This is a genomic window from Pseudomonas sp. B2021 (assembly GCF_018135665.1).
Taxonomy (GTDB): domain Bacteria; phylum Pseudomonadota; class Gammaproteobacteria; order Pseudomonadales; family Pseudomonadaceae; genus Aquipseudomonas; species Aquipseudomonas lactis.
On record NZ_SMOF01000001.1, the window covers coordinates 2,063,947 to 2,089,499 of the forward strand.

At 60.2% G+C, this 25,553-nt stretch carries 24 protein-coding genes; 9 read left to right on the forward strand and 15 right to left on the reverse strand.

Annotation, left to right across the window (positions count from 1 at the left end):
• Positions 1-769: M10 family metallopeptidase C-terminal domain-containing protein (locus E1K68_RS09415; protein WP_212614000.1), on the forward strand; the 769-nt coding region annotated here is incomplete at its 5' end.
• Between the two features lie 110 nt (positions 770-879).
• On the opposite strand, the gene E1K68_RS09420 is transcribed toward E1K68_RS09415, so the two are convergent.
• The 9 genes from E1K68_RS09420 to gcl all read right to left on the reverse strand — a co-directional run bounded on the left by E1K68_RS09420 (position 880) and on the right by gcl (position 11,994).
• On the reverse strand, positions 880-2,085 hold the full coding sequence (locus E1K68_RS09420) for an MFS transporter (protein WP_057711605.1): 1,206 nt from the start codon (positions 2,083-2,085) through the stop codon (positions 880-882).
• 583 nt (positions 2,086-2,668) lie between these two features.
• Positions 2,669-3,670 (reverse strand): sulfate ABC transporter substrate-binding protein, encoded by a 1,002-nt coding sequence (locus E1K68_RS09425; RefSeq protein ID WP_003189977.1) that lies wholly within the window; start codon positions 3,668-3,670, stop codon positions 2,669-2,671.
• Between the two features lie 94 nt (positions 3,671-3,764).
• Positions 3,765-4,589 carry an ion transporter gene (locus E1K68_RS09430; RefSeq protein WP_003189978.1) on the reverse strand — a complete coding sequence of 275 codons (825 nt, stop codon included), beginning with the start codon at positions 4,587-4,589 and terminating at the stop codon, positions 3,765-3,767.
• Between the two features lie 31 nt (positions 4,590-4,620).
• Positions 4,621-5,496 (reverse strand): urea transporter, encoded by an 876-nt coding sequence (locus E1K68_RS09435; protein ID WP_034135174.1) that lies wholly within the window; start codon positions 5,494-5,496, stop codon positions 4,621-4,623.
• A gap of 131 nt (positions 5,497-5,627) precedes the next feature.
• Entirely contained in the window at positions 5,628-7,043 is a 1,416-nt protein-coding gene (gene pyk / locus E1K68_RS09440) for a pyruvate kinase (protein ID WP_057711602.1), read from the reverse strand.
• Positions 7,033-8,313, reverse strand: a complete 1,281-nt coding sequence (locus E1K68_RS09445; protein ID WP_003189983.1) for a glycerate kinase — start codon at positions 8,311-8,313, stop codon at positions 7,033-7,035. The genes pyk and E1K68_RS09445 overlap by 11 nt, the downstream gene beginning before the upstream one ends.
• 152 nt (positions 8,314-8,465) lie before the next feature.
• Positions 8,466-9,356 (reverse strand): 2-hydroxy-3-oxopropionate reductase, encoded by an 891-nt coding sequence (locus tag E1K68_RS09450; RefSeq protein WP_034135176.1) that lies wholly within the window; start codon positions 9,354-9,356, stop codon positions 8,466-8,468.
• Between the two features lie 69 nt (positions 9,357-9,425).
• Positions 9,426-10,208, reverse strand: a complete 783-nt coding sequence (gene hyi / locus E1K68_RS09455; RefSeq protein WP_003189985.1) for a hydroxypyruvate isomerase — start codon at positions 10,206-10,208, stop codon at positions 9,426-9,428.
• A 10-nt stretch (positions 10,209-10,218) separates the two neighbouring features.
• Positions 10,219-11,994 carry a glyoxylate carboligase gene (gene gcl, locus E1K68_RS09460; RefSeq protein WP_003189987.1) on the reverse strand — a complete coding sequence of 592 codons (1,776 nt, stop codon included), beginning with the start codon at positions 11,992-11,994 and terminating at the stop codon, positions 10,219-10,221.
• Positions 11,995-12,250: 256 nt separating this feature from the next.
• Here gcl and E1K68_RS09465 point away from each other — a divergent pair, with 256 nt between their 5' ends.
• Positions 12,251-12,691 (forward strand): heme-binding protein, encoded by a 441-nt coding sequence (locus tag E1K68_RS09465; RefSeq protein ID WP_003189988.1) that lies wholly within the window; start codon positions 12,251-12,253, stop codon positions 12,689-12,691.
• A gap of 131 nt (positions 12,692-12,822) precedes the next feature.
• On the opposite strand, the gene E1K68_RS09470 is transcribed toward E1K68_RS09465, so the two are convergent.
• Entirely contained in the window at positions 12,823-13,281 is a 459-nt protein-coding gene (locus E1K68_RS09470; RefSeq protein ID WP_212614001.1) for a transposase, read from the reverse strand.
• A gap of 204 nt (positions 13,282-13,485) precedes the next feature.
• Entirely contained in the window at positions 13,486-14,091 is a 606-nt protein-coding gene (locus E1K68_RS09475; RefSeq protein ID WP_003189991.1) for a TetR/AcrR family transcriptional regulator, read from the reverse strand.
• Positions 14,092-14,225: 134 nt separating this feature from the next.
• On the opposite strand from E1K68_RS09475, the gene E1K68_RS09480 reads away from it, so the two are divergent.
• A complete protein-coding gene (locus tag E1K68_RS09480) occupies positions 14,226-15,140 on the forward strand; it encodes a DUF808 domain-containing protein (protein ID WP_003189992.1) in 915 nt (304 codons plus the stop codon).
• A gap of 56 nt (positions 15,141-15,196) precedes the next feature.
• Here the strand turns inward: E1K68_RS09480 and E1K68_RS09485 are convergent, their stop codons facing one another.
• Together E1K68_RS09485 and E1K68_RS09490 are read right to left on the reverse strand one after the other, a co-directional pair.
• Positions 15,197-15,985, reverse strand: coding sequence for a VacJ family lipoprotein (locus E1K68_RS09485; RefSeq protein WP_212614002.1), 789 nt, complete (start codon positions 15,983-15,985; stop codon positions 15,197-15,199).
• Positions 15,978-17,276, reverse strand: a complete 1,299-nt coding sequence (locus tag E1K68_RS09490) for a serine/threonine protein kinase (protein ID WP_034135177.1) — start codon at positions 17,274-17,276, stop codon at positions 15,978-15,980. Before E1K68_RS09490 ends, E1K68_RS09485 begins: the two co-directional genes overlap by 8 nt.
• Before the next feature lie 234 nt (positions 17,277-17,510).
• Here E1K68_RS09490 and E1K68_RS09495 point away from each other — a divergent pair, with 234 nt between their 5' ends.
• Complete coding sequence (locus tag E1K68_RS09495; RefSeq protein ID WP_014717724.1) at positions 17,511-17,879, forward strand: hypothetical protein; 369 nt, start codon at positions 17,511-17,513, stop codon at positions 17,877-17,879.
• Between the two features lie 106 nt (positions 17,880-17,985).
• Here E1K68_RS09495 and E1K68_RS09500 read toward each other — a convergent pair whose 3' ends face one another.
• Positions 17,986-19,539: a glycosyl hydrolase family 17 protein gene (locus E1K68_RS09500; RefSeq protein WP_034135178.1), complete on the reverse strand. Its 1,554-nt coding sequence runs from the start codon at positions 19,537-19,539 to the stop codon at positions 17,986-17,988.
• A gap of 332 nt (positions 19,540-19,871) precedes the next feature.
• Here E1K68_RS09500 and E1K68_RS09505 point away from each other — a divergent pair, with 332 nt between their 5' ends.
• The 3 genes from E1K68_RS09505 to E1K68_RS09515 all read left to right on the forward strand — a co-directional run bounded on the left by E1K68_RS09505 (position 19,872) and on the right by E1K68_RS09515 (position 22,922).
• The gene (locus E1K68_RS09505; protein WP_003189999.1) at positions 19,872-20,723 is read left to right on the forward strand and encodes a glycine betaine ABC transporter substrate-binding protein; all 852 of its coding nucleotides are present in this window, start codon (positions 19,872-19,874) and stop codon (positions 20,721-20,723) included.
• A gap of 232 nt (positions 20,724-20,955) precedes the next feature.
• Positions 20,956-21,267 (forward strand): DUF485 domain-containing protein, encoded by a 312-nt coding sequence (locus E1K68_RS09510; RefSeq protein ID WP_003190001.1) that lies wholly within the window; start codon positions 20,956-20,958, stop codon positions 21,265-21,267.
• Positions 21,264-22,922: a cation acetate symporter gene (locus E1K68_RS09515; RefSeq protein ID WP_003190002.1), complete on the forward strand. Its 1,659-nt coding sequence runs from the start codon at positions 21,264-21,266 to the stop codon at positions 22,920-22,922. Before E1K68_RS09510 ends, E1K68_RS09515 begins: the two co-directional genes overlap by 4 nt.
• Before the next feature lie 237 nt (positions 22,923-23,159).
• Here the strand turns inward: E1K68_RS09515 and gltA are convergent, their stop codons facing one another.
• Positions 23,160-24,449 (reverse strand): citrate synthase, encoded by a 1,290-nt coding sequence (gltA, locus tag E1K68_RS09520; RefSeq protein ID WP_003190003.1) that lies wholly within the window; start codon positions 24,447-24,449, stop codon positions 23,160-23,162.
• Between the two features lie 365 nt (positions 24,450-24,814).
• Between gltA and sdhC the strand changes: the two genes are divergently transcribed.
• Together sdhC and sdhD are read left to right on the forward strand one after the other, a co-directional pair.
• A complete protein-coding gene (gene sdhC, locus E1K68_RS09525; RefSeq protein ID WP_003190005.1) occupies positions 24,815-25,189 on the forward strand; it encodes a succinate dehydrogenase, cytochrome b556 subunit in 375 nt (124 codons plus the stop codon).
• Entirely contained in the window at positions 25,183-25,551 is a 369-nt protein-coding gene (gene sdhD, locus E1K68_RS09530; RefSeq protein ID WP_003172805.1) for a succinate dehydrogenase, hydrophobic membrane anchor protein, read from the forward strand. Before sdhC ends, sdhD begins: the two co-directional genes overlap by 7 nt.
• Positions 25,552-25,553: the final 2 nt, after the last annotated feature.

Sequence of the window (25,553 nt, forward strand, 5' to 3'; positions counted from 1 at the left end):
GCAGCCAGTGGTAGATCAGCCCAAGCCAGAAGGCACCAAGCAGCCAGTGGTAGATCAGCCCAAGCCAGAAGGCACCAAGCAGCCAGTCGTTGACCGGCCCAGGCCAGGCGGCGACCCCCGGACCGATGACACCACCTACGGATTCAATTCAAATACTGGCAAGCGGGAAACCACCCTGACGTCCGCGTCCGATAAGCCAGAGTTCAACATCTGGGATGAGCGTGGGAACGATACGTTTGATTTCTCTGGCTTCAAGCAGGATCAAATCATCAACTTGCGTGGCGGTGCGTTTTCCAGTGTAGGCGGGATGAGGGAAAACGTTCGCATCGGTGAGAAGACGGTGATCGAAAATGCCGTGGGTGGCCACGGTAACGACCGCATCATAGGTAACAGTGCCGATAACGTGCTTACCGGTGGCGCGGGAGCCGATACGTTGGTGGGCGGCGGCGGCTGGAATACCTTCAAGTTCAATGCCTTTAGTGATTCAACCCGCGCCAATGCCGACTTGCTGTTGGACTTCAACACAGGGCAAGACAAGATCGACCTCTCGCAGATGGCGCTCGACGGCAAGGTATCGTTGAACTTCGTCGATAACTACACGGGGAAGGCGGGCGACACCATCATCAAGTTTAACCCGCTGTCTGGCCGTTATTTGCTGGCGATAGACTTGGACGGAGATGGCAAGACCGACTTCCTGATCAAGAGTACCCGAATGATCAGTCCGGAAGATGTCATAGGGCTCAACATTAAAGATGGCGGTTATCTTTGAGGGTTTGATCCACTGTACTAAGTAAGGCTGGGCGGGACTTATTCAACGGTTGATTAAGTCCCGCCCCTTTTTGCGTTGTGAAACCCCGTGATGTGCGGCTCAAGGGCCTGTCAGGGCGCGTGGAGGGCGGCCGACGAGGCTTTACGTGACACAGTCCAAAAGCGCAACAGAGCGACCAGTGCAAACGCACTGCCCACCAGCATTACACCCAACCAGCCGCCGTGTTCATACACGCTGCTGGCAATCGCCGAACCGAATGCTCCGCCAATGAAGATGCTGGTCATGTACAGCGCGTTCAGACGGCTGCGGCTGTGGGCGTCGAGGGCGTAGATGGCGCGTTGGCCGAGGACCATGTTCATCTGCACGCAGAAATCCAGGACCACCCCGGTGATTGCCAGGCCGATCACGCTGTAGAGCGGGTGCACCAACGCCGGCAGGAAGCTCAGCGCACCAAACAGCATCGCCAGCAGCGAGGCGCGGTGGGTATGGCCGGCATCGGCCAGGCGACCGGCCATGGGTGCAGCGATGGCACCGAGGGCACCGACCAGGGCAAACAGTGCGATTTCGCTTTGGCTCAGGCCGTGGTTACGTGCCAGTTCCAATGGCACGGCGGTCCAGAACAGGCTGAAGGCGGCGAACATGCAACCCTGGTAGAACGCCCGCTGGCGCAACAGTGGTTGCTCACGCAGCAGAGTGCCCAGGGAGCGCAGCAACTGGCCGTAGCTGGCACTGTGATCGGGTTGGCGCTTGGGGATGGTCAGCATCAGCACCACGCTGATAAACGCCATCAGCGCCGCGGCCGCCATGAACATCGCCCGCCAGCCGAAGTGGTCGGCCACCACGCTCGACACCGGCCGTGCCAGCAGGATGCCCAGCAGCAGGCCGCCCATGATACTGCCGACCACCCGGCCACGAGACTCGGCCGGCGCCAGGTGTGCGGCCAGCGGAATCAGGATCTGCACCGAGACGGAACTGAAACCGATCAGTAACGACACCAGCAGGAAAAGGTTCGGCTGTTCGATAAACGCCGCACCCAACAGGCTGGCGATCGCCACGACGGTGGTGGCAATCATCAGCTTACGGTTTTCCAGCAGGTCGCCCAGGGGCACCAGAAAGAACAGGCCCAGGGCATAGCCGATTTGCGTGAGGGACACGATCAGGCTGGCCATTGCCGGCGTCAGGCCAATGTCTGGGGCAATCAACTCGATGATCGGTTGCGCGTAGTAGATGTTGGCGACGATGGCGCCGCAGCAAAACGCGAACAGCATGACCATGCCCCGGGTCATGGTGCCAGCAGCGGGAGAGGTTGCGTTCATGGTGTACTCATAAAGGCGAAGGACGATGAGGTGGGGAGAGTAAAGACAAGGCCTGCAAGTGAGTAGGTTGCTTGTGGTGATATCACTTATGTCGGCTGATGATACATTCAGACACATCTGCTTCGCGCAAAAAAAGTGGGAGCTGGCTTGCCTGCGATGACAGCCTGGCAGCCGCCCCCTATCTACCTGACACCCCACGATCCAACTGTGGGAGCGGGCTTGCTCGCGAAGGTGGTCTGGCAGGCGACACAGTTGGACCGGGTACATATCCGTTATTTAGGTAACGGCCACTTAGGGTTCCGCCCTGACGGCGGCTCACCCGGCGTCCTGCCGGGTTACCCACGAATTCAAGCCTGCGTTCGGCCAGTGTGGTTTAACGGGGCGCCTAAGATCAAAAGCCAGATCAGGATCAAGAGCGGCTCGCTTCGCATCGTGGTTAGCGTTGGCTGCTGCAACCTACAAAGTTGTGTAGATACCTATGCTGCGATGGCGGGGGATCAGCCGCTCATGTGCAAGCTGACTCGCCGTCATCGCAGGCAAGCCAGCTCCCACAGGTTTGACCGAGTTGATTCAGTCAGATGGGTTATTGGCCAGAGTAGATCTGGTCGAACACGCCGCCATCATTGAAGTGGGTCTTTTGCACCGTGCGCCAGTCGCCGAAGGTCTTCTCCACCGACAGGAAGTCCACCTTCGGGAACCGGTCGGTGTACTTGGCCAGTACCTTCGGGTCCCGTGGGCGCAGGTAATTGTTGGCCGCAATTTCCTGGCCTTCGGGCGACCACAGATACTTGAGGTAGTCCTCGGCCGCAGCACGGGTGCCTTTTTTCTCGACCACTTTATCCACCACTGACACCGGCGGTTCGGCTTCGGCGGAGACGCTTGGGTAGACCACTTCGAACTGATCACGGCCAAATTCACGGGCGATCATTTCGGCTTCGTTTTCAAAGGTCACCAGCACGTCGCCAATCTGGTTGGTCATGAAGGTGGTGGTGGCGGCGCGGCCACCGGTGTCCAGTACTGGCGCTTGCTTGAACAACTTGCCAACGAAGGTCTTGGCCTTTTCTTCATCGCCACCGTTCTTCAACACGTAGCCCCAGGCCGAGAGGTATGTGTAGCGGCCGTTACCCGAGGTTTTCGGGTTGGGGACGATTACCTGCACGCCGTCCTTGAGCAGGTCGGGCCAGTCTTTCAACGCCTTGGGGTTGCCTTTGCGCACGATAAACACCGTGGCGGAGGTGAACGGCGCACTGTTGTTCGGCAAGCGCGTTACCCAGTTGTCCGGCACCAGTTTGCCGTTGTCGACCAAGGCATTGATGTCGGTGGCCATGTTCATGGTGATCACGTCGGCGGGCAGGCCGTCGATCACCGAGCGCGCTTGTTTGCTGGAGCCGCCGAAGGACATCTGCAATGTCAGCTTGTCGTCTGGGTGCTCGGCTGCCCAGTGCTTCTGGAAGGCGGCGTTGTAGTCCTTGTAGAAATCGCGCATCACGTCGTAGGAGACGTTGAGCAGGGTGGTCGCTGCCTGGGCGGAGCCCGCCAGGGCCAGGCCGGCGGCCAGTAGGGAGGCGCTGAGGATTTTTTTCACTGCTCATTCCTTGTTGTTCGAGAAGAGGGGAGGCAATTTGCCAGCGACTATAGCCGGGCCCGCATAGAGCTTTAAAGATTAAAAAGAACTTTGCTTATTCCAGTTTGCGAAACAGATTGCTGCCACAGCGCGCGCAAAATGCGGCGTTGGGTTCATGGCTGTCCTTCTTGCACGCTGGGCATTCAGTGTGCAGCTGTTCGCCGCGCATGGCACTGGCCAGCTCGGCGGTAAAAATACCTGTTGGCACTGCGATGATCGAGTAACCGGTGATCATCACCAGCGACGAAATCACCTGGCCCAAGGGCGTCTTGGGCACGATATCGCCGAAGCCCACGGTAGTCAGGGTGACGATGGCCCAGTAGATGCCCTTGGGAATACTGGTGAAGCCATGTTCCGGGCCTTCGATCACGTACATCAAGGTGCCGAACACCGTCACCAGGGTGCACACGCTGACCAGGAACACCACGATCTTCTGCTTGCTGCCGCGCAGCGCGGCCATCAGGTAGTTGGCCTGCTTGAGGTACGGGCTGAGCTTGAGCACGCGGAAGATACGCAGCATGCGGATGATGCGGATGATCAGCAGATACTGGGCGTCGCTGTAGTACAGCGCGAGGATGCCGGGGACGATGGCGAGCAGGTCCACCAAGCCATAAAAACTGAAGGCATAGCGCAGCGGCTTGGGCGAGCAATACAGGCGCAGGCCGTACTCGATGGCGAAGATCAGCGTGAAGCCCCACTCGATATAGGCCAGCACGTCGGCGTAGTTCTGATGGATTGTGTCGATGCTGTCGAGCATCACGATCACCAGGCTGGCGAGGATGATCAGCAGCAGGATGCCGTCAAAGCGCCGCCCGGCGACGGTGTCGCTTTGGAACACCATGATGTAGAGGCGCTGGCGCCAGTCGTTGTTGCTGTCCATAAACCCTGCCTGAAACGAATATCGAGCAAGCCTAGGGCGATTCGAACGGGCTGTCCATGTGAGGCTTGTGCAGCATTCGCTGACCGGCGCGCACCAGCCAGCACGCGAGGATAAACGGCGCGGTCAGCGCGGGCAGGTGTAGGCCGGCAAAGCCCGGGGTGAGCAGGATGGCCAGGCCAATGCCCAGCAGTGGCAACCAGGGCTGGCGACGTGACGAGCACAGGGCCAGGGCGGCCAGCGCGGGGTTATAACTGTGCAGGCCGAGCAGGGCGCCAGTGGGGTCATTCAGCCACCAGCCGGCCAGCATGCCGAGAGTGGCGCCGCCCAAGGCCCACGCGGCGGCGCGGCGGTCGGCCAGCAGCAAGCCCAGGGCGATCAGTACACCCGCCAGGGGCTGGTCCAGCAGCATGATTTGCCCAAGGCCGGCGAAGGGCGCGGCCACTACAGCGACAGTGTCGGGCTCGATCAGTGCAAGGGTGTTTTCAGGACTCTGGCCGAGCAGCAACCAACCCAGACCCACAAAGGGCGCGGTATAGGCCGGTAAATCCTGGGGCTGGGTCGCGTGTTTCAACCAGTGCCGGGTGAGGATGGCACTCAAGCCGCCGCACGCCAGGATCAGCGGCGGCACCAGCGCCGACCAGGCAAAGTGCTGGCTGATCAACAGGCCCAGCAGTACGCCGTTGTAACTATACAGCCCGGCCTGGCGCTCGGCCTTGGGATACCCCCGGCGCTGGGCCGTGAGCAACCCTGCGACTCCCCCCAGCAAGGCCCCGCCAAGCAAGGCCGGGGCGCCGATCAGAATCGCCAGCAGACACAGCAGTCCGCACAGCGGATGGCGCTGCAGGAAGATTTGGCTGAAGCCGTTGAGCAGGGCTTCGGCCCAGTCGGGGCAGGTTGGGTTGTGCATTTGGGTTGAGTCAATAAGACCGAGTTGCCCTCATCGCAGGCAAGCCAGCTCCCACATTTGATTGATGTTCGACATGCAAACTCGATCAAATGTGGGAGCCGGGCTTGCCCGCGATGAGGCCCTGACAGGCGCTAAATCAGCGTCTCTATACGCAGCGAATTGGTGGACCCCGGCTGCCCGAACGGCACCCCCGCGGTAATCACCAAGGTATCGCCACGCTGCGCCATGCCCTGGGCCTGGGCAATTTCCAGCGCGGTGGAACACACCTCATCCACCTGGCGCAGCCGATCATTGACCACCGAGTGCACGCCCCACGCCACGCTCAGGCGTCGCGCCGTGGACAAGTTGGGCGTGAGGTTGAGGATCGGCGCAACCGGCCGTTCCCGCGCCGCGCGTAAGCTGGAACTGCCGGACTCGCTGTAGTTCACCAGCACCGCCACCGGCAGGATGCTGCTGATGCGGCGGATCGCACAGCTGATGGCGTCCGACACCGTGGCATCCGCCTTGGGCCGGCTGACATCCAGCTGCGCCTGGTAGTCCGGGCCGTTTTCCACTTGGCGGATGATCTTGCTCATCATCTGCACCGCTTCCAGCGGGTACTCGCCCGAGGCGGTTTCCGCTGACAGCATCACCGCATCTGCACCTTCGGCCACCGCGTTGGCGACATCGGTGACTTCGGCGCGGGTGGGTGCCGGCGAGAAGCGCATGGATTCGAGCATCTGCGTGGCCACCACCACCGGCTTACCCAGTTGGCGGCAGGTGCTGATGATGTCTTTCTGGATCTGCGGCACGCTCTCGGCCGGCACTTCCACACCCAAATCACCCCGGGCCACCATGATCGCGTCGCTCAGTTCGGCGATTTCTTGCAGCCGCTGCACCGCCGAAGGTTTCTCGATCTTGGCCATCAGAAACGCTTTATCGCCGATCAGTTCGCGGGCTTCGCGAATGTCTTCCGGGCGCTGCACAAACGACAGCGCCACCCAATCCACACCCAGCTCCAGGCCGAAGCTCAGGTCGCGACGGTCTTTGGCGGTGAGTGGGCTCAGTTCCAACAGCGCTTGTGGGACGTTCACACCTTTGCGGTCAGACAGTTCGCCGCCATTGAGCACGGTGGTGTCGATGGCGTCGGCATGCTTGGTGATCACGCGCAGGCGCAGCTTGCCGTCGTCGAGCAGCAGGTCCATGCCCGGCTCCAGGGCCGCGATGATTTCCGGGTGGGGCAGGTTGACCCGGCGTTGGTCGCCCAGGGTTTCATCCAGGTCCAGGCGCAGGGCCTGGCCGCGCACCAGTTGCACCTTGCCCTCGGCAAAGCGTCCCACCCGCAGCTTCGGCCCTTGCAGGTCCATGAGGATACCGAGCGGGTAGTTGAGCTGGCGCTCGACCTGGCGAATCCACTGGTAGCGCTGGGCATGGTCGGCGTGGTCGCCGTGGCTGAAGTTGAGGCGGAAGATATTCACCCCGGCCTCCACCAGCTCAAGGATGTCGTCGATACCGTCGGTGGCCGGGCCCAGGGTGGCGAGGATTTTGACCTTCTTGTCAGGCGTCATGGTTGGCAGTCTCAAGGATCAGGATGGCGCGCAAGTCGTTGACGTTGGTGCGCGTCGGCTCGGTGACGATCAAGTCGCCCAGGGCGGCGAAATAGCCGTAGCCGTTGTTGTTGTCCAGCTCATCACTGGCCGACAAGCCCAGGGCTTCGGCACGGCGGTAGCTGCAGGGGGTCATGATCGCGCCGGCGTTGTCTTCTGAACCGTCGATGCCATCGGTATCGCCGGCCAGGGCGTACACGCCGGGCAGGCCCTTGAGGCTGTCGGTGAGGCTCAAGAGGAATTCCGCATTGCGCCCGCCACGGCCGTCGCCGCGTACGGTGACGGTGGTTTCGCCCCCCGAAAGAATCACGCACGGCGCCGCCAATGGCTGGCCGTGCTGCACGATCTGCCGGGCGATGCCGGCGTGTACCTTGGCCACATCGCGGGCTTCGCCTTCAAGGTCACCGAGGATCAGCGGGCTGAAACCGGACTGGCGTACTTTGACCGCCACCGCTTCAAGCGATTGCTGCGGGCGGGCGATCAATTGGAAGTGGCTGCGGGCAAGCACCGGGTCGCCGGGCTTGACGGTTTCCGAGGCGGGGTTGTTAAGCCAACTGCGCACCGAAGCGGGGGCGTCGATGTGGTAGCGCTTGAGGATCGCCAGGGCCTGTTGCGAGGTGCTCGGGTCGCCGACCGTCGGGCCCGAGGCAATCACCGTGGCCTGGTCACCCGGCACGTCGGAGATCGCGTAGGTGTACACCGTGGCCGGCCACGCGGCCTTGGCCAAGCGCCCGCCCTTGATCGCCGAGAGGTGCTTGCGCACGCAATTCATCTCGCCAATGGTGGCGCCGGATTTAAGCAGGGCTTTGTTGATGGCTTGCTTGTCCGCCAGGGTGATGCCCTCGGCGGGCAGGGCGAGTAGTGCCGAGCCACCGCCGGAGAGCAGGAAGATCACGCGGTCGTTTTCGCCCAGATGGCTGATCAGTTCCAGCACGCGCTGGGCCACGGCAAGGCCGGCTGCATCCGGAACCGGGTGGGCGGCTTCGACTACTTCGATTTTTTTGCATGGCGCGCCGTGGCCATAGCGGGTGACCACCAGGCCCGAGACTTCGCCCTGCCAACAGTCTTCGACAACCAGCGCCATGGCGGCCGCGGCTTTGCCGGCGCCGATCACGATCACACGGCCACTGCGGTCGGCAGGCAGGTAGGGTTCGAGGACTTGCCGGGGGTGGGCGGCGTCGATGGCTGTGGCAAACAGCTCGCGAAGCAGGTGTTGCGGATCGACCGACATAAGCGGGCTCCCGGGGGATTCTTGTTATTAGAGGTGCAGCGATCGTTCCCACGCTCTGCGATGCAGTCCGGGACGCTCTGCGCCCAAAGCGTGACGCGAAGCGTCACAAGAGGCATTCCCACGCGGAACGTGGGAACGATCAGCGGTGTGGGTTATTTATCGCGAATCGAGAAGTTCGCCATATGCTCCAGGCCCTTGATCAGTGCCGAGTGGTCCCAGTTGCCGCCGCCAATTGCGGTGCAGGTGCTGAACACTTGCTGGGTGCCGGCGGTGTTCGGCAGGTTGATCCCCAGTTCCTTGGCGCCGGCCAATGCCAGGTTCAGGTCCTTCTGGTGCAGGTTGATGCGGAAACCCGGGTCGAAGGTGCCCTTGATCATGCGCTCGCCGTGCACTTCCAGGATCTTGGACGATGCAAAGCCACCCATCAGCGCTTCACGCACCTTGGCTGGGTCGGCGCCGTTTTTGGAGGCGAACAACAACGCTTCGGCCACCGCCTGGATGTTCAGGGCAACGATGATCTGGTTGGCCACCTTGGCGGTCTGGCCATCGCCATTGCCGCCCACCAGGGTGATGTTCTTGCCCATGCTCTGGAACAGCGGCAGTGCGCGTTCAAAAGTCTGCGGCTCGCCGCCGACCATGATGCTCAAGGTGCCGGCCTTGGCGCCGACTTCACCACCGGACACCGGGGCGTCCAGGTACTGCGCGCCGGCCTGGTTGACCTTGGCGGCGAACGCTTTGGTGGCGGTCGGGGAGATCGAGCTCATGTCGATCACCACCTTGTTCGGTGACAGGCCCGCAGCCACGCCGTCGGCGCGAAACAGCACGTCATCGACTTGTGGGGTGTCGGGCACCATGACGATGATGAACTCGGCTTCCTGGGCCACTTGTTGCGGGTTGGCCAGGGCCACGGCGCCGGCGCTGATCAGTTCAGCCGGTGCCTTGCCGTGATGTTCGGAGAGAAACAGTTGATGGCCTGCTTTCTGCAGGTTGGCGGCCATGGGTTGGCCCATGATGCCGGTGCCGATAAATCCGATTTTAGCCATGATCAAAATCCTCTTTTAATGTGGGAGCTGGCTTGCCAGCTGCCACATTGTTTGGTGTCGTGTCTGTTGTCAGATGGCGTTATGGGTCTTGAGCCAACCCAAACCCGCCTCGGTGGTGGTCAACGGCTTGTACTCACAGCCGACCCAACCCGCGTAACCAATGCGGTCCAGATGCTCGAACAGGAAGCGGTAGTTGATCTCACCGGTCCCTGGCTCGTTGCGCCCTGGGTTGTCCGCCAGTTGGATGTGGTTGATCTCGCCCAGGTGCGTCGCCATGGTCCGCGCCAGGTCGCCTTCCATGATTTGCATGTGGTAGATGTCGTATTGCAGGAACAGGTTGGCGCTGCCCACTTGCTCGCGAATCGACAGGGCCTGCGCCGTGTTGTTGAGGTAGAAGCCCGGAATGTCGCGGGTGTTGATCATCTCCATCACCAGCTTGATACCCGCTGCCTGCAGCTTTTCGGCGGCGTACTTGAGGTTGGCGACGAAGGTCTTTTCTACGGTCTCGTCATCAACGCCTTGTGGCCGGATACCCGCCAGGCAGTTGACCTGGGTGTTGCCCAATACCTGGGCATAGGCGATAGCCAGCTTGACCCCGGCACGGAACTCCTCGACCCGGTCCGGGTGGCAAGCCAGGCCGCGTTCGCCCTTGGCCCAGTCACCGGCTGGCAGGTTGAACAGCACCTGGGTCAAGCCGTTGGCGTCCAGCTGCGCCTTGATGTCGGCAGAGCTGAACTCATACGGGAACAGGTACTCCACGCCTTGGAAACCGGCATCGGCAGCCGCTTTGAAGCGAGCAAGGAAATCCTGTTCGGTAAACAGCATGGACAGGTTGGCAGCAAAGCGCGGCATAGGGTTCTCCTTAATCGAGCAGGGAAATGGCAGTCGGCGCATCGTTGCCGACCAGGGCCAGATCTTCGAATTCATTGACGGCGTTGATCTCGGTGCCCATGGAAATATTGGTCACCCGTTCCAGAATAATCTCAACGATCACCGGCACCTTGAATTCTTCGATCATCTCTTGGGCGCGGCGCAAGGCCGGTTGGATCTGGCCTGGCTCGAACACACGCAGCGCCTTGCAGCCCAGGCCCTCGGCAACCGCCACATGGTCGACGCCATAGCCGTTGAGTTCCGGGGCGTTGAGGTTGTCGAAGGACAGCTGCACGCAGTAGTCCATCTCGAACCCACGCTGGGCTTGGCGGATCAGGCCCAGGTAAGAGTTGTTCACCACCACGTGGATGTACGGCAGCTTGAACTGCGCGCCCACCGCCAGTTCTTCGATCATGAACTGGAAGTCATAGTCGCCCGACAAGGCCACCACTTTGCGGCTCGGGTCGGCCTTGACCACGCCCAGCGCTGCCGGAATGGTCCAGCCCAATGGGCCGGCTTGGCCGCAGTTGATCCAGTGACGTGGCTTGTACACATGCAGAAATTGCGCGCCGGCAATCTGCGACAGGCCGATGGTGCTGACGTAGCAGGTGTCTTTGCCGAACACCTGGTTCATCTCTTCGTACACGCGCTGCGGCTTGACCGGCACGTTGTCGAAGTGAGTCTTGCGGTGCAGGGTGGCCTTGCGCTGTTGGCAGTCATGCAACCAGGCACTGCGGTCCTTGAGCTTGCCGGCGGCTTTCCACTCGCGGGCCACTTCGATGAACATTGTCAGCGCGGAGCCGGCGTCGGAAACGATGCCCAGGTCCGGCGTGAACACGCGGCCAATCTGGGTCGGCTCGATGTCGACGTGAATGAATTTACGGCCCTCGGTGTACACCTCGACCGAACCGGTGTGACGGTTGGCCCAGCGGTTGCCGATGCCCAGCACCACGTCCGACTTGAGCATCGTGGCGTTGCCGTAGCGGTGCGAGGTTTGCAGGCCGACCATGCCCACCATCAGCGGGTGGTCGTCCGGGATCGTGCCCCAACCCATCAGGGTCGGGATCACCGGGATGCCGGTCAACTCAGCGAACTCCACCAGCAACTCGCTGGCGTCGGCGTTGATCACGCCGCCACCGCTCACCAGCAGTGGGCGTTCGGCTGCATCGAGCAGGGCCAGGGCTTTTTCCACCTGCACACGGGTCGCCAGCGGCTTGGCCAGAGGCAGCGGCTGGTAGGCGTCGATGTCGAATTCGATCTCGGCCATCTGTACGTCGAACGGCAGGTCGATCAGCACCGGGCCCGGGCGGCCGGAGCGCATTTCATAGAAGGCTTTCTGGAACGCGTAAGGCACTTGGCCGGGTTCCAGCACCGTGGTTGCCCACTTGGTCACCGGTTTGACGATGCTGGTGATGTCCACGGCCTGGAAGTCTTCCTTGTGCATCCGGGCGCGAGGGGCTTGGCCGGTGATGCACAGGATCGGGATCGAGTCGGCCGAGGCGCTGTACAGGCCGGTGACCATGTCGGTACCTGCCGGGCCGGATGTGCCGATGCACACGCCGATATTGCCGGCCTTGGTGCGGGTGTAGCCCTCGGCCATGTGCGAGGCGCCTTCAACGTGGCGAGCAAGGACGTGATCGATGCCACCCACCTTCTGCAAGGCCGAATACAGCGGGTTGATCGCGGCGCCTGGGATGCCGAAGGCGGTATCCACACCTTCACGGCGCATCACCAGGACGGCGGCTTCGATTGCTCTCATTTTGCTCATGGTTTTGGTGCCTCTTGCGTTTTGTAATTGTATACAAGTGGTGTCTGTCCAAAGTGTATTCACGGCGAGCGGCGTTGGTCAATGCCTTTCGTAAACTGACCTTTGCGTTCGTCGGAAGCGCTTTTTTCGACGTATGGAGCCTTTGTTGGAAAATATTGTATACAAAAACAAATATCATTGTGTTCTATTTGTGTGATCGAGCATCTGATCAAACAGACCTCACCGCGTTACCCATAACAAGATAAGGACGGCACCTATGAGCGCTTTAACCTTGAAACTCGCCACCCAACTGGCCACCCAGGCCCTCACCGCAGGCCGCACCATTTCGGCTGCGCCACTGACCATCGCCGTGCTCGACAGCGGCGGCCACCTGGTCGCCCTGCAGCGCGAAGACGGCGCCAGCCTGCTACGCCCGCAAATCGCCATCGGCAAGGCCTGGGGCGCCATCGCCCTGGGCAAGGGTTCACGTTTGCTGGCGCTGGACGCCCAACAGCGCCCGGCGTTTATCGCGGCGTTGAACAGCCTGGGGCAGGGCAGCGTCGTGCCGGCGCCGGGTGGGGTGTTGATTCGGGATCAGAGCGGCATGGTGCTGGGCGCAATCGGAATCAGCGGGGACACGTCCGATATTGACGAGCAGTGTGCGATCACGGCGATAGAGGGAGTGGGGTTGATGGCGGATGCGGGGGTGTCGGCTTGAATCGTTCTGACTGTGAGTAAGCTATCGCAGGCAAGCCAGCTCCCACATTGGCGGTGTTCACAAATCCAACTGTGTGAATCCAATCAGTGTGGGAGCTGGCTTGCCTGCGATGCAGTCGACTCGGTCTACAGTCAAACCCAAATAGCATCCCACAGCGGATAGTCGCCAAACTTCTTTACCAGCCCGGCCCTGAGTGGATTGGCTACGATGTAGCGTGCAATCCCCTCAAGGCTTTCCTCGCGACGCACGGCATGATCATGAAAACCCGGTTGCCAGAGGCGACCTTGGCGGCCAGCCACCGCATTCACAATTCGGGGGCTCTTGGACTTCACTTGTCGCATCAAGTCGGCAAGCGAACCTTTCTCCAGAGAAACAAGCCAATGGAAATGATCAGGCATCACTACCCAGGCCAATGAGGTTGCGAGCCCTTTACATTGAGCGATCCTGAATTGGTGTACGACCAGACGGCCGGGTCTGAAGTCGGTGAAGATGGGCTCACGTTCAAGGGTGTTTGTGGTGAGCAGGTAAATGCGGTTGGATTCGTTATAGCGGCCGATGCGCAGGCGTTTTGAAGCAGGTAGATCAGGCATTCCTTGGCCTCTCTTCAGATGGGGTTCTGAGAGGCTAGATCTCGGTGGCTGAGGCTGTTCTGTGAGCTTTTGGCAGGATGTTTCTGGGAGGGCGCTATCGCGGGCAGCCCGCTCCCACAGGGGGTTTGCGGTGTTCATACATAGTGTGTACGACGCTGGACGATGTGGGAGCTGGCTTGCCTGCGATAGCCTCTGCGCGGTCTATCAATCCGGCTCACACCCCTTGAGCACCAACCGAATAATCGTCTGCGCCGCCGCCTCATAATCGGCTTCATCCAGCTTGGCCTTGCCGGTCACTGCCGAGATCTGCCAGTCGAAATCGGCATAGGTCTGGGTGGCTGCCCAGATGCTGAACATCAGGTGGTTGGGGTCTATCGCTGCGATCAGGCCACGGTCAACCCAGCTCTGGATGCAGTCGATATTGTGCTTGGCCTGGGCATTGAGCTGTTCAACCTGGTCGGCGCTCAGGTGTGGGGCGCCGTGCATGATTTCGCTGGCGAACACCTTGGAGGCGAACGGCAGGTCGCGGGAGATGCGGATTTTGGAGCGGATGTAGTTGCTCAACACCTCCTTGGGCTCGCCGTCGGGATTGAACGGCGTAGAGGCGGCCAGGATCGGCTCGATAATGCTTTCGAGCACCTCGCGGTAGAGGTTGTCCTTGGACTTGAAGTAGTAATAGACGTTGGGCTTGGGCAGCCCGGCCTTGGCGGCGATGTCGCTGGTTTTGGTCGCGGCGAAGCCCTTGTCGGCAAACTCCTCGCTCGCCGCCCGCAGGATTTTTTCTTTGTTGCGCTCGCGAATGCTGCTCATAAACCAGACGTTTCCTTGCCATGACAGGCGGTTGCGCATGGTAGCACCGGCCATCCGCAGGCCTCAACAATCTGCCCACAAGGCCTTGCGCCGCGTTATGCTCGCGCCATCTCTCTCTAATGGAAGTCCGGTTCATGGCAGGAAGCAGCTTGTTGGTGTTGATCGACGATATCGCCGCGGTACTCGATGACGTCGCGCTGATGACAAAAATGGCCGCCAAGAAGACATCGGGCGTGCTCGGCGATGACCTTGCGCTGAATGCCCAGCAGGTCTCCGGCGTGCGCGCCGAGCGGGAAATCCCCGTGGTGTGGGCGGTGGCCAAGGGCTCGTTTATCAACAAATTGATCCTGGTGCCGATGGCCCTGTTGATCAGCGCCTTTGCACCCTGGGCGGTGATACCGCTGTTGATGCTCGGCGGCGCCTATCTGTGTTTCGAGGGCTTCGAAAAACTCGCCCACAAATTCTTGCACAGCAAGGCAGAAGACCAGGCCGAACACGCACAATTGACTGAGGCGGTAGCCGACCCGGCAACCGATCTGGTGGCGTTCGAGAAAGACAAGATCAAGGGCGCGATCCGTACCGACTTTATTCTGTCGGCCGAAATCATTGCCATCACCCTCGGCATCGTCGCCGACGCGCAGCTCACGCAGCAGGTGATCGTGCTGTCGGGTATCGCCATTGTCATGACCATCGGCGTATATGGATTGGTGGCCGGTATCGTCAAGCTCGACGACCTGGGGCTGTGGTTGACGCAGAAGCCGGGTCAGGTGGCGCGAAGTATTGGCGGCGCGATCCTGAGCGCGGCCCCCTACATGATGAAGAGCCTGTCAGTGATCGGCACCGCGGCGATGTTCATGGTCGGTGGCGGCATCCTCACCCATGGCGTGCCTGTGGTGCATCATTGGATCGAAACCGTGAGCCAGAGCACCGGCGCGTTCGCGTGGCTGATGCCGACGCTGCTTAATGCGGTAGCGGGGATCATTGCCGGCGCTGTCGTCCTTGCAGTGGTCAGCGTGGCAGGTAAAGGTTGGAAAGCACTGCGAGGGTGAAACCGCAGGCATAAAAAAGGCCATTCAATCGAATGGCCTTTTTTTATCGCTGCTGTTTACTCGGCGATCTGCAACTTGCGCGATTCGGTGTAGATATACCGCACCTTCTCATACTCGAATGGCGAGTTCATCTGGCCGTAGCGGAAGCTGGTCTGGTAGCGCTTGTCCACGGCGCGCAGGGCCCAGACTTCCGGGTGGTTGGAGCTGACTTCAGACACGTTGAGGAAGTTGATCTGCGATTCGGCGCTGTAGTCCACCAGCAGGCCGCCGGTGTCACGCAGGTTCGACGGGCCGAAGATCGGCAGCATCAGGTAAGCACCCCCCGGTACACCGTAGAAGCCCAGGGTCTGGCCGAAGTCTTCGCTCTGGCGCGGCAGGCCCATGGCGGTGGCCGGGTCCCACAGGCCCGCGATGCCAATGGTGGTGTTGACCAGCAGGCGCCCGGTGGTTTCCAGGGAGCGGTGGCCCTTGAGCTGCAACAAGCTGTTCATCAGGTTAGGCACATCGCCCAGGTTGTTGAAGAAGTTGCTCACGCCGGTGCGCAGAAAGCTCGGCGTGACATAGCGGTAACCGTTCACCACCGGCAGGAACACCCACTGGTCGAAGCGATAGTTGAAGTGGTACACGCGGCGGTTCCACGACTCCAGTGGGTCGTAGACGTTGAGCGCGGTGAGCGTGGAACGCTCGAATTCGCGCTGGTCCAAGCCTGGGTTGAACTTGAGCTTGGTCAGCGGCTCCTTGAAGCCGTCGGCATCGACCTTGACGGGTTCTTGGGCCTTGCTGTTGTCGGCATTGGCCCCGCCTGCGCACATCAGTGCGGCGAGCAGCAGAAGATATTTAGCCACGGAAGAACTCCAGCATGGCGTCGGCGTTGACGCGGTAATTAAGGTTGCCGCAGTGGCCGCCCAGCGGGTAGACGGTCAAGCGATCGCCGAAAGTTTTACGCAGGAAGCCCAGGTCGCCAGGGCCGAGGATCACGTCGTCGGCGTTATGCATCACGGCGATTTTCGGGCTGTCGCGCAGGTAGTCCTTGAGGGCGTAGAGGCTGACCTGGTCGATCAGTTGCAGCAGGCTGCCGCCATCGGAACGCGCGCGCCACATTGGGATCACTTGTTCGGTGAGGTAGCAGTCGAAGTCGCACTGCAGGGCACGCTTGAGGAACGGCGTGAGGCTGGTGCCTTCGGTAATCGGGTACTTGGGCGGAATAATCAGGCCACGTCGGTTGATCAAGTCCGAAGTGAAGGCAATGTCGGCGGCCGAGAAGCGGAACGAGGTGCCGATCAGCATGGCCATCTGTTCATTGGTCAGGTGCTGCTTGGACTGCTGGAAGTCATAAAGCAGGGCATCGTTAAGGTCGATGTAGCCTTTTTGCTGGAAGTAACGTGTCAGTTTGCTCAGCACCAACTCATAGAAAGTGGTGCTGTTGTTGATGCCCTTGACCTCGGTCTGTACCAGCTTGTCGAGGTTGGTGATCGAGGTGTAGAGGTTGACCGGCGGGTTGAGCAGCAGCACTTTCTTGAAGTTGAAGCTGCGGCGGGTCTCGTCCAGCTTGCTGACAAACGCCGCATCCAGGGCGCCCAGGCTGTAGCCGGTGAGGTAGAAATCGGTCACGGGCAACGAGGCGTTCTGTGCGCGCACGGCCTGCATCACGCGGTACATGTCTTCGGCGTCTTCCTGGGTGATGCCCGGGGTGGCGAAGCGCGAAGCGGCGCTGATGAAGTCGAAGCTGGTCGGCGAGGACAGCTGCACCACATGGTAGCCGGCCTGGTAATACAGTTTTTTCAGGTATTCGTTGATGCTGCTGTCAAAGCGTGCACCGGTGCCGGCGATGAGGAAGATCAAAGGCGCGGCGCGGTCCTGCTTGGCAATGCGGTAGGTGAGTTTCTTCACCGCCCAGAAATTGTCCGGCAGGCTGAACTCGCGCTCGGGGCGCATCGTCAGGGTGTAGTCGGACTGGTTGATCTCGTCATCGGTCGGCAGGGTTGGCCGCAGATCGGGAGGTGTGGTGGCGATGGTCGCTTCGAACGGGTTGGTCAAAGGGTAGCCATAGCTGGCTTGGTCGATATCGACGGCCAGTGCTGACGCACTCAAAAATAGGCTGCCCAGCAAGGCAGCACAGCGCAAGGAACGGAGCATGACTTAATCCCTAAGAGGAACGGGCTGAATGAAGTTCGCAGGCTATGACCACCGCCTTGTCACCGAAGTGCCAGCACTCGGCACGAAAAGTCGGAAAAAAACGTCGGAATCGGGGTAATAGTAGCGAGACGATACACTTTGCCATGCTTTGTTGAACAGATATCTGTGCGAACACCTTGCTAACGGCCGCCGTGGGATTAAGCTGGGCGCCGTTTTTGCCTATCGGAGTGCCCCATGTCCCGTCGTTTGCCGTTGATCCTGCTGCTTATTGCCCTGCCGTTATGGCTGGCCGCCAGTTATGCCGCACGCTATGGCTTCATGGAGGATGGGCAATGGGTTGGCATCTGTGCGGATGAGGCCAGCCGCTGGGAGTGCCAGGTGCGTTCGAATTTGGGTTTGATGATTCATTTCAAGCTGTTGGGGTGGGCGGCGTTGATCACCTCGGTGCTGGGCTTTTTTGTACCGGGGCGTGCGGGGTGGGCGTTGGCGGTGGTGGGGTTGGTGTTCGGGTTGCCGGCGCTGGCGTTGTACAACACGACGTTTGCGGTGTTTGCAGTGGTGATTGCGGGGTTGCGGTTGGTCAGGAAGCCGCGCGGGGCCTGATGTGGCCTCATCGCAGGCAAGCCAGCTCCCACAGTTGACCGTGCTCACAGATAGAAATGTGTGAACCCAATCAACGGTGGGAGCTGGCTTGCCTGCGATAGCGGTGTCAAGCCTTGCGCACTCGCAAGCAACGCCACAAAGCCGCAACCATCAGCACGCTGACCACTGCCCAACCCCAGGCCTGCTGGTTCAACAGCCCTTCACGGTACAACTGCGGCGCAATGCCGGCACCGATGATAAAGGCCAGCAATGCAATCTCCCGACGCGGCCCGGTTACCGGGCGTACCAGGTACACCAGGGCCGGCAGCACCAGCGCTGCGCTTGGGAAGCTGCGATAGCGCGGGTCAAACACCAGCGCCAGCATCATCACCGCACCGGCAAACCCGGCGATTGCCACCAGCCAGCCGGCGCGCTGCTCCAGCCAGTGGAACCCGCGCTCACGCCAGCCTTCCCGGGCGCTGAGGGCCAGGGCGGCGTGCGCCAGCACCAGCAGGTTCAACACCACCAGCAAGCCTGCCCATACCCATTCATCGTTGAAGCGCGCGGTAACGCGGGTCAGTTCGGCCCAACTGCCGATGGAACATGCCGCCACGGCACCGAGCAATGGCAGTATTAACGCAGAGCGCGGGCTGCGAACGCGGCCGCCGAGCACCAGGGTGCCAAGCAGGATGAGCCCGCCGACGCCCAGCCACAGCGGCCAGTACGGCACATTGGTCACAGGGCCTGCGAGAACGCCTTTGTCCTGACGGTCTGCATCGAACAGCCCCCAGTAACCGCCCACAGCCCCTTCACTGGCGCGCTTCCATGGCTGGTCAAAGGCTTCGATCAGGTTGTAGCGCCAGCCATTGGCTTCGGCCATGGCCACGAAGCCACGCATGAACCTGGCTTCATTGACCCGGCTGGGCACGGCGGTTTCGCGCTGGCGACCTTCGCTGGGCCAGCCGGTTTCGCCGATCACGATGTCCTTGGGCGCGAATTTATGGCCGAAGGTCTGGCGCACATCGCCCACGTGCTTGAGCGCCTGGTCGATGCCGGATGGCTCATCTTCCCAATACGGCAGCAGGTGAATGGTCAGGAAGTCCACCGCCGGCTCGATTTCCGGGTGTTGCAACCAAAATTCCCAGACATCGGCATAGGTGACGGGCTGCTTGATCTGGCTTTTAACCTGATGGATCAGCGCCACCAGTTGCTTGGCAGTGACTTCCTTGCGCAGCAGGGCTTCGTTGCCGACGATCACCGAGGTCACCACGTCCGGGCTGGCGTTGGCCGCCGCGATCAACTCGTTGATCTCTTTTTGAGTCGCCACGGGGTCACTGCTGACCCAGGCCCCGGCCATCACCTTCAACCCATGCTTGCGCGCCATGTCCGGCAGGGCTTCCAGGCCGGTCATGGAATAGGTGCGAATGCATTCAAAACGCGTGGCGAGCAGCGCCAGGTCGGCGTCCATGCGCTCGGGGCGCAACCTGAACGGCTGATCGAACGGGGATTGGTCCTTGTCGAACGGTGTGTAGGACGCACATTGCAGCTTATGGCTGGCGCTGGCGACGTCCGGCAATACCACGGGCCGGCCGAGGCCGTACCAGTAGCCGGCAAGGGCAAGCACGCCGAGGATCAAGGCAAAGAAATAGGGCAGGGCAGGGAAGCGGGCAGTCGCGGGCATGGTCGGCTTATCTGGGGGAGCAAAGGCGCGCATCTTACCCGGATTTGCCGCAGCCCAGTGCGGCTGCATAATTTTGACATGCAAACTTCGGGCGGGATTCTGGCGATAACGCCTACAAAGCGTCCTACTGGCGATGTGATGTCGTTTCTTGCTCAACCAAGGTCGCTGACAGAGCAGGGCAAATGCCTACGCAGGTTGAAGATAAAACTGTCAGTACTCCACTGATGCCTCAGCAACCGGATCGATGCGCGTGAAGGGGGCGCGGTGCACCCTATAACAACAGTTTGACGTCGCTCGGCATCCGTCGGGCGCAGCACTTTCGGGGAAGTACTATGAAGATGCGACGACTCTTGGGCGCAGCTGCCACTCTGGTAGTTGCGATGGGCTCCTCACTGGCCAGTGCCGACAGCAAGACCCTGAGCATCGGCTACGTGGACGGCTGGTCCGACAGCGTGGCCACCACTCATGTGGCGGCAGAGGTGATCAAGCAAAAGCTCGGCTACGACGTAAAACTGCAAGCGGTTGCCACCGGGATCATGTGGCAGGGCGTCGCCACCGGAAAACTCGATGCCATGCTCTCCGCCTGGCTACCTGTAACCCACGGTGAATACTGGACCAAGAACAAGGACAAGGTGGTCGACTACGGCCCCAACTTCAAGGACGCCAAGATCGGCTTGATCGTGCCGGAGTACGTCAAGGCCAAGTCCATCGAAGACCTCAAGACCGATACCACCTTCAAGAACAAGATCGTCGGCATCGACGCCGGTTCAGGCGTAATGCTCAAGACCGACGAAGCCATCAAGCAATATGGCCTGGACTACAAACTGCAAGCCAGCTCGGGTGCGGCGATGATTGCCGAACTGACCCGTGCCGAAGACAAGCAGGAGTCGATTGCGGTCACCGGTTGGGTGCCGCACTGGATGTTCGCCAAGTGGAAACTGCGTTTCCTGGACGACCCAAAAGGGATTTATGGTGCTGCTGAAACGGTCAACAGCATCGGCAGCAAGGGCCTGGAGAAGAAAGCGCCGGAAGTCGCGGCCTTCTTGAAGAAATTCCAGTGGGCCTCCAAGGATGAAATCGGTGAAGTCATGCTGGCGATTCAAGAAGGCGCCAAGCCGGACGCCGCGGCCAAGGACTGGGTAGCCAAGCACCCCGAGCGCGTCGCCGAATGGACCGCTAAATAACCCCGCCCCAATTGTAGGAGCGAGCTTGCTCGCGAAGAACGCATAGGCACCGCGATCATCCAGAATGAATGCGTTATCGTTGACGTTTTTCGCGAGCAAGCTCGCTCCTACATTTTTTACAAATCCTCGCTAAGCTCGATCTACTACTAAGGTCGTCTGGAACCCATTGCGCAGCCGCATACAGTGGATACGTTCCAAAATAATAAAAAGCTGTGCTGCGAGGATAAAAACAATGAACGACAGCATTTACCTCTCGATTCAAAACAGCCCGCGTTTCAAGGAGCTGGTCAGGAAAAGGGAAAGGTTCGCCTGGATTCTCTCGGCGATCATGCTAGGGCTTTACTCCGCTTTCATCCTGTTGATTGCCTACGGGCCACAAGTACTGGGGGCCAAGATCAGCCCCGGTTCCTCGATTACCTGGGGCATTCCCCTGGGCGTCGGGCTGATTGTGTCGGCCTTCATTCTCACCGGCATCTACGTGCGTCGGGCCAACGGCGAATTTGACGACCTGAACAATGCGATTCTCAAGGAGGCTGCGCAATGATCCGGCGTCTATTGGCTCTATTCGGTGCTTCGCTGTTGGCTCCGGCCGTTTGGGCGGCGGACGCATTGACCGGTGAAGTGCACAAGCAACCGCTGAACATCTCGGCCATTGTGATGTTCGTCGCGTTTGTCGGCGCCACCCTGTGCATCACTTACTGGGCGTCCAAGCGCAACAAATCGGCGGCGGACTACTATGCGGCGGGCGGCAAGATCACCGGTTTCCAGAACGGTCTGGCGATTGCCGGTGACTACATGTCGGCGGCGTCCTTCCTGGGGATTTCCGCGCTGGTGTTCACCTCCGGCTACGACGGCTTGATCTACTCGATCGGCTTCCTGGTGGGCTGGCCGATCATTCTGTTCCTGATCGCCGAGCGCTTGCGTAACCTGGGCAAATACACCTTTGCCGACGTGGCGTCCTATCGCCTGGGGCAAACCCAGATCCGCAGCCTGTCGGCCTGTGGCTCGCTGGTGGTGGTGGCGTTCTACCTGATCGCGCAGATGGTCGGCGCGGGCAAGCTGATCCAACTGCTGTTTGGCCTTGATTACCATGTGGCGGTGATCCTGGTGGGTATCCTGATGTGCATGTACGTGCTGTTCGGCGGTATGTTGGCGACCACCTGGGTGCAGATCATCAAGGCGGTACTGTTGCTGTCCGGTGCCTCGTTCATGGCGCTGATGGTGATGAAGCACGTCAACTTCGACTTCAACATGCTGTTCTCCGAGGCGATCAAGGTTCACCCCAAAGGTGAGGCGATCATGAGCCCCGGCGGCCTGGTGAAAGACCCGATCTCGGCATTCTCCCTGGGGCTGGCACTGATGTTCGGTACCGCTGGCCTGCCGCACATCCTGATGCGCTTCTTCACGGTGAGCGACGCCAAGGAAGCGCGTAAGAGCGTGCTGTACGCAACCGGCTTCATCGGCTACTTCTATATCCTGACCTTCATCATCGGCTTCGGCGCGATCCTGCTGGTCAGCACCAACCCGGCGTTCAAGGACGCAGCGGGCGCCTTGCTCGGTGGCAACAACATGGCGGCGGTGCACCTGGCCAACGCGGTGGGCGGCAGTATCTTCCTGGGCTTCATCTCGGCTGTGGCGTTTGCCACCATCCTGGCGGTGGTTGCCGGCTTGACCCTGGCGGGTGCTTCGGCGGTGTCCCATGACCTGTATGCCAGCGTGATCAAGAAAGGCAAGGCCAACGAGAAGGACGAGATTCGCGTGTCGAAGATCACCACCGTAGCCTTGGGTGTATTGGCCATCGGCCTGGGTATCCTGTTCGAAAGCCAGAACATTGCGTTCATGGTCGGCCTGGCGTTCTCCATCGCCGCCAGCTGTAACTTCCCGGTGCTGCTGCTTTCCATGTACTGGAAAAACCTCACCACCCGTGGCGCCATGATTGGCGGCTGGCTGGGCTTGATCAGCGCCGTGGGCCTGATGATCCTCGGCCCGACCATCTGGGTCTCGATCCTGCACCATGAAAAGGCGATCTTCCCGTACGAGTACCCGGCGCTGTTCTCGATGATCATTGCGTTCGTCGGCATCTGGTTCTTCTCCATCACCGACAAGTCGGCGGCGGCAGAGAAAGAGCGCGCGCTGTACTTCCCACAGTTTGTGCGTTCGCAGACTGGCCTGGGGGCGAGTGGGGCGGTTAATCACTGAGTTGTCAGCTGTATAAGAGATGCCCCGGTCGTAAGGCTGGGGTATTTTTTTGCCTGGGTCTTTTGTGTTGCCTGGGCTGGCCTCATCGCGGGCAAGCCCGGCTCCCACAGGTTGACTGTGTGAACCCGATCGACTGTGGGAGCTGGCTTGCCTGCGATGGCGTTAGATCAGGCCACACAAACAAAAACGGCCTCCACTAAGGGAGGCCGTTCTCATTACAAACATACAATCAAGTGCTTACTTGCGATCTTCCAGCTTGGTGATGTCACGCGACTCGTAGCCGGTGTACAGCTGGCGCGGGCGACCAATCTTGTACGGGCTGGAGAGCATTTCTTTCCAGTGGGAGATCCAGCCCACGGTCCGCGCCAGGGCGAAGATCACGGTGAACATGCTGGTTGGAATGCCGATCGCCTTGAGGATGATCCCCGAGTAGAAGTCGACGTTCGGGTACAGCGAGCGTTCGATGAAGTACGGGTCGGTCAGGGCGATCTCTTCCAGGCGCATGGCCAGTTCGAGTTGCGGATCGTTCTTGATGCCCAGTTCCTTCAACACTTCGTCGCAGGTCTGCTTCATGACGGTGGCGCGCGGGTCGCGGTTCTTGTAGACCCGGTGACCGAAGCCCATCAACTTGAACGAGTCGTTCTTGTCCTTGGCCTTGGCGATGAATTTGTCGATGTTGGACACATCGCCGATTTCATCGAGCATGGTCAATACGGCTTCGTTCGCACCGCCGTGGGCAGGGCCCCACAGTGCGGCGATGCCGGCGGCAATACAGGCGAACGGGTTGGCACCCGAAGAGCCCGCCAGGCGCACGGTAGAGGTGGAAGCGTTCTGCTCGTGGTCGGCGTGGAGGATGAAGATCCGGTCCATGGCCTTGGCGAGCACCGGGCTGATCGGTTTGATCTCGCACGGGGTGTTGAACATCATGTGCAGGAAGTTTTCCGCGTACGTCAGGTCGTTGCGCGGGTACATCATGGGTTGGCCCATGGAGTACTTGTAAACCATTGCGGCCAGGGTCGGCATCTTGGCAACCAGGCGGATCGCGGAAATTTCGCGATGCTGCGGGTTATTGATGTCCAGGGAGTCGTGATAGAAGGCCGACAGGGCGCCTACTACACCGCACATGACGGCCATCGGGTGGGCGTCGCGACGGAAGCCGTTGAAGAAGGTCTTCAACTGCTCGTGAACCATGGTGTGGTTCTTCACGGTGCTGACGAACTGGGCTTTCTGCTCGGCTGTTGGCAATTCGCCATTTAGCAGCAGGTAGCAGGTTTCCAGGTAGTCCGACTTTTCAGCCAGTTGCTCGATCGGGTAGCCGCGATGAAGCAGAATGCCATTATCACCATCGATATAGGTGATCTTCGACTCGCAGGAAGCGGTCGACATGAAGCCTGGGTCGAAAGTAAAACGGCCCGTGGCCGTCAGGCCCCGTACGTCGATAACATCGGGACCAACGGTGCCGGTTAAAATGGGCAGCTCGACGGGGGCTGCGCCCTCGATGATCAACTGCGCTTTTTTGTCAGCCATGTGGCCTCCTATTTATGCTTCAAATCATCAGACAGACCCCCCACGCAGGGCCCGCACCACTATATTGATATAAATCCAGATGTCAATTTGCCTAAAGTCTTGCGCCAGAAGGCTTTAACCGTACTTTTTCGTCGAAATTGCCTGCCATTTACGCCTTTTATCCCGCCAGCGCAATCAGCTATTAGGGTGAGGTGTGCGCGTTGTCATTAGTAACCTAACTGTCTATACTCGGCCACCGACCGCCAAGGGCTTTTGGGCTTGCTTTCATTGGGGGTCGCACTCCCTGGGTGGTGCTTACCTGACCAGTCGCACTCCCCAACAACTTTGCCCTGATTGTTAGGGGCTCTTCAGTGTGAAAAAAAGCCGTGAATAGCCAACGACCTGTAAACCTAGACCTAAGGACCATCAAACTCCCCATCACCGGCGTTACGTCGTTCCTGCACCGTGTTTCCGGCATCATCCTGTTCCTGGGCTTGGGCATCATGCTTTATGCATTGAGCAAATCCCTGGGTTCCGAGGAAGGATACGCCGAGGTGAAGGCATGCTTGACCAGCCCGCTGGCCAAGTTCGTAGCATGGGGCCTCCTGTCCTCTCTTCTGTATCACCTGGTAGCCGGTGTGCGCCACTTGATCATGGACATGGGCATCGGTGAGACGCTGGAAGGCGGCCGCCTGGGCTCGAAAATCATCATCGCCATTTCCGTGGTGCTGATCGTTCTGGCAGGAGTTTGGATATGGTAACCAGCGTAACGAATCTGTCGCGTTCGGGCCTCTATGACTGGATGGCACAGCGTGTGTCTGCGGTCGTTCTCGCGGCTTATTTCATTTTCCTGATCGGATACCTCGTCGCAAACCCGGGCATCGGCTATGAGCAATGGCACGGCCTGTTTTCCCACAATGCGATGCGAATCTTCAGTCTGCTGGCCCTTGTAGCCCTGGGCGCTCACGCCTGGGTTGGCATGTGGACCATCGCGACTGACTACCTGACGCCGATGGCGCTGGGCAAGTCCGCGACTGCAGTACGTTTCCTCTTCCAGGCAGTATGCGGCGTCGCGATGTTCGCTTACTTCGTCTGGGGTGTGCAGATTCTTTGGGGTATCTGATT

Excerpts from the sequence above, each read along its gene's own strand:
- E1K68_RS09420 (WP_057711605.1), bottom strand. The coding sequence starts at position 2,085 with ATGAACGCAACCTCTCCCGCTGCTGGCACCATGACCCGGGGCATGGTC.
- E1K68_RS09430 (WP_003189978.1), bottom strand. The coding sequence starts at position 4,589 with ATGGACAGCAACAACGACTGGCGCCAGCGCCTCTACATCATGGTGTTC.
- E1K68_RS09435 (WP_034135174.1), bottom strand. The coding sequence starts at position 5,496 with ATGCACAACCCAACCTGCCCCGACTGGGCCGAAGCCCTGCTCAACGGC.
- pyk (WP_057711602.1), bottom strand. The coding sequence starts at position 7,043 with ATGACGCCTGACAAGAAGGTCAAAATCCTCGCCACCCTGGGCCCGGCC.
- E1K68_RS09445 (WP_003189983.1), bottom strand. The coding sequence starts at position 8,313 with ATGTCGGTCGATCCGCAACACCTGCTTCGCGAGCTGTTTGCCACAGCC.
- E1K68_RS09450 (WP_034135176.1), bottom strand. The coding sequence starts at position 9,356 with ATGGCTAAAATCGGATTTATCGGCACCGGCATCATGGGCCAACCCATG.
- hyi (WP_003189985.1), bottom strand. The coding sequence starts at position 10,208 with ATGCCGCGCTTTGCTGCCAACCTGTCCATGCTGTTTACCGAACAGGAT.
- gcl (WP_003189987.1), bottom strand. The coding sequence starts at position 11,994 with ATGAGCAAAATGAGAGCAATCGAAGCCGCCGTCCTGGTGATGCGCCGT.
- E1K68_RS09465 (WP_003189988.1), top strand. The coding sequence starts at position 12,251 with ATGAGCGCTTTAACCTTGAAACTCGCCACCCAACTGGCCACCCAGGCC.
- E1K68_RS09470 (WP_212614001.1), bottom strand. The coding sequence starts at position 13,281 with ATGCCTGATCTACCTGCTTCAAAACGCCTGCGCATCGGCCGCTATAAC.
- E1K68_RS09475 (WP_003189991.1), bottom strand. The coding sequence starts at position 14,091 with ATGAGCAGCATTCGCGAGCGCAACAAAGAAAAAATCCTGCGGGCGGCG.
- E1K68_RS09480 (WP_003189992.1), top strand. The coding sequence starts at position 14,226 with ATGGCAGGAAGCAGCTTGTTGGTGTTGATCGACGATATCGCCGCGGTA.
- E1K68_RS09490 (WP_034135177.1), bottom strand. The coding sequence starts at position 17,276 with ATGCTCCGTTCCTTGCGCTGTGCTGCCTTGCTGGGCAGCCTATTTTTG.
- E1K68_RS09495 (WP_014717724.1), top strand. The coding sequence starts at position 17,511 with ATGTCCCGTCGTTTGCCGTTGATCCTGCTGCTTATTGCCCTGCCGTTA.
- E1K68_RS09500 (WP_034135178.1), bottom strand. The coding sequence starts at position 19,539 with ATGCCCGCGACTGCCCGCTTCCCTGCCCTGCCCTATTTCTTTGCCTTG.
- E1K68_RS09505 (WP_003189999.1), top strand. The coding sequence starts at position 19,872 with ATGAAGATGCGACGACTCTTGGGCGCAGCTGCCACTCTGGTAGTTGCG.
- E1K68_RS09510 (WP_003190001.1), top strand. The coding sequence starts at position 20,956 with ATGAACGACAGCATTTACCTCTCGATTCAAAACAGCCCGCGTTTCAAG.
- E1K68_RS09515 (WP_003190002.1), top strand. The coding sequence starts at position 21,264 with ATGATCCGGCGTCTATTGGCTCTATTCGGTGCTTCGCTGTTGGCTCCG.
- gltA (WP_003190003.1), bottom strand. The coding sequence starts at position 24,449 with ATGGCTGACAAAAAAGCGCAGTTGATCATCGAGGGCGCAGCCCCCGTC.
- sdhD (WP_003172805.1), top strand. The coding sequence starts at position 25,183 with ATGGTAACCAGCGTAACGAATCTGTCGCGTTCGGGCCTCTATGACTGG.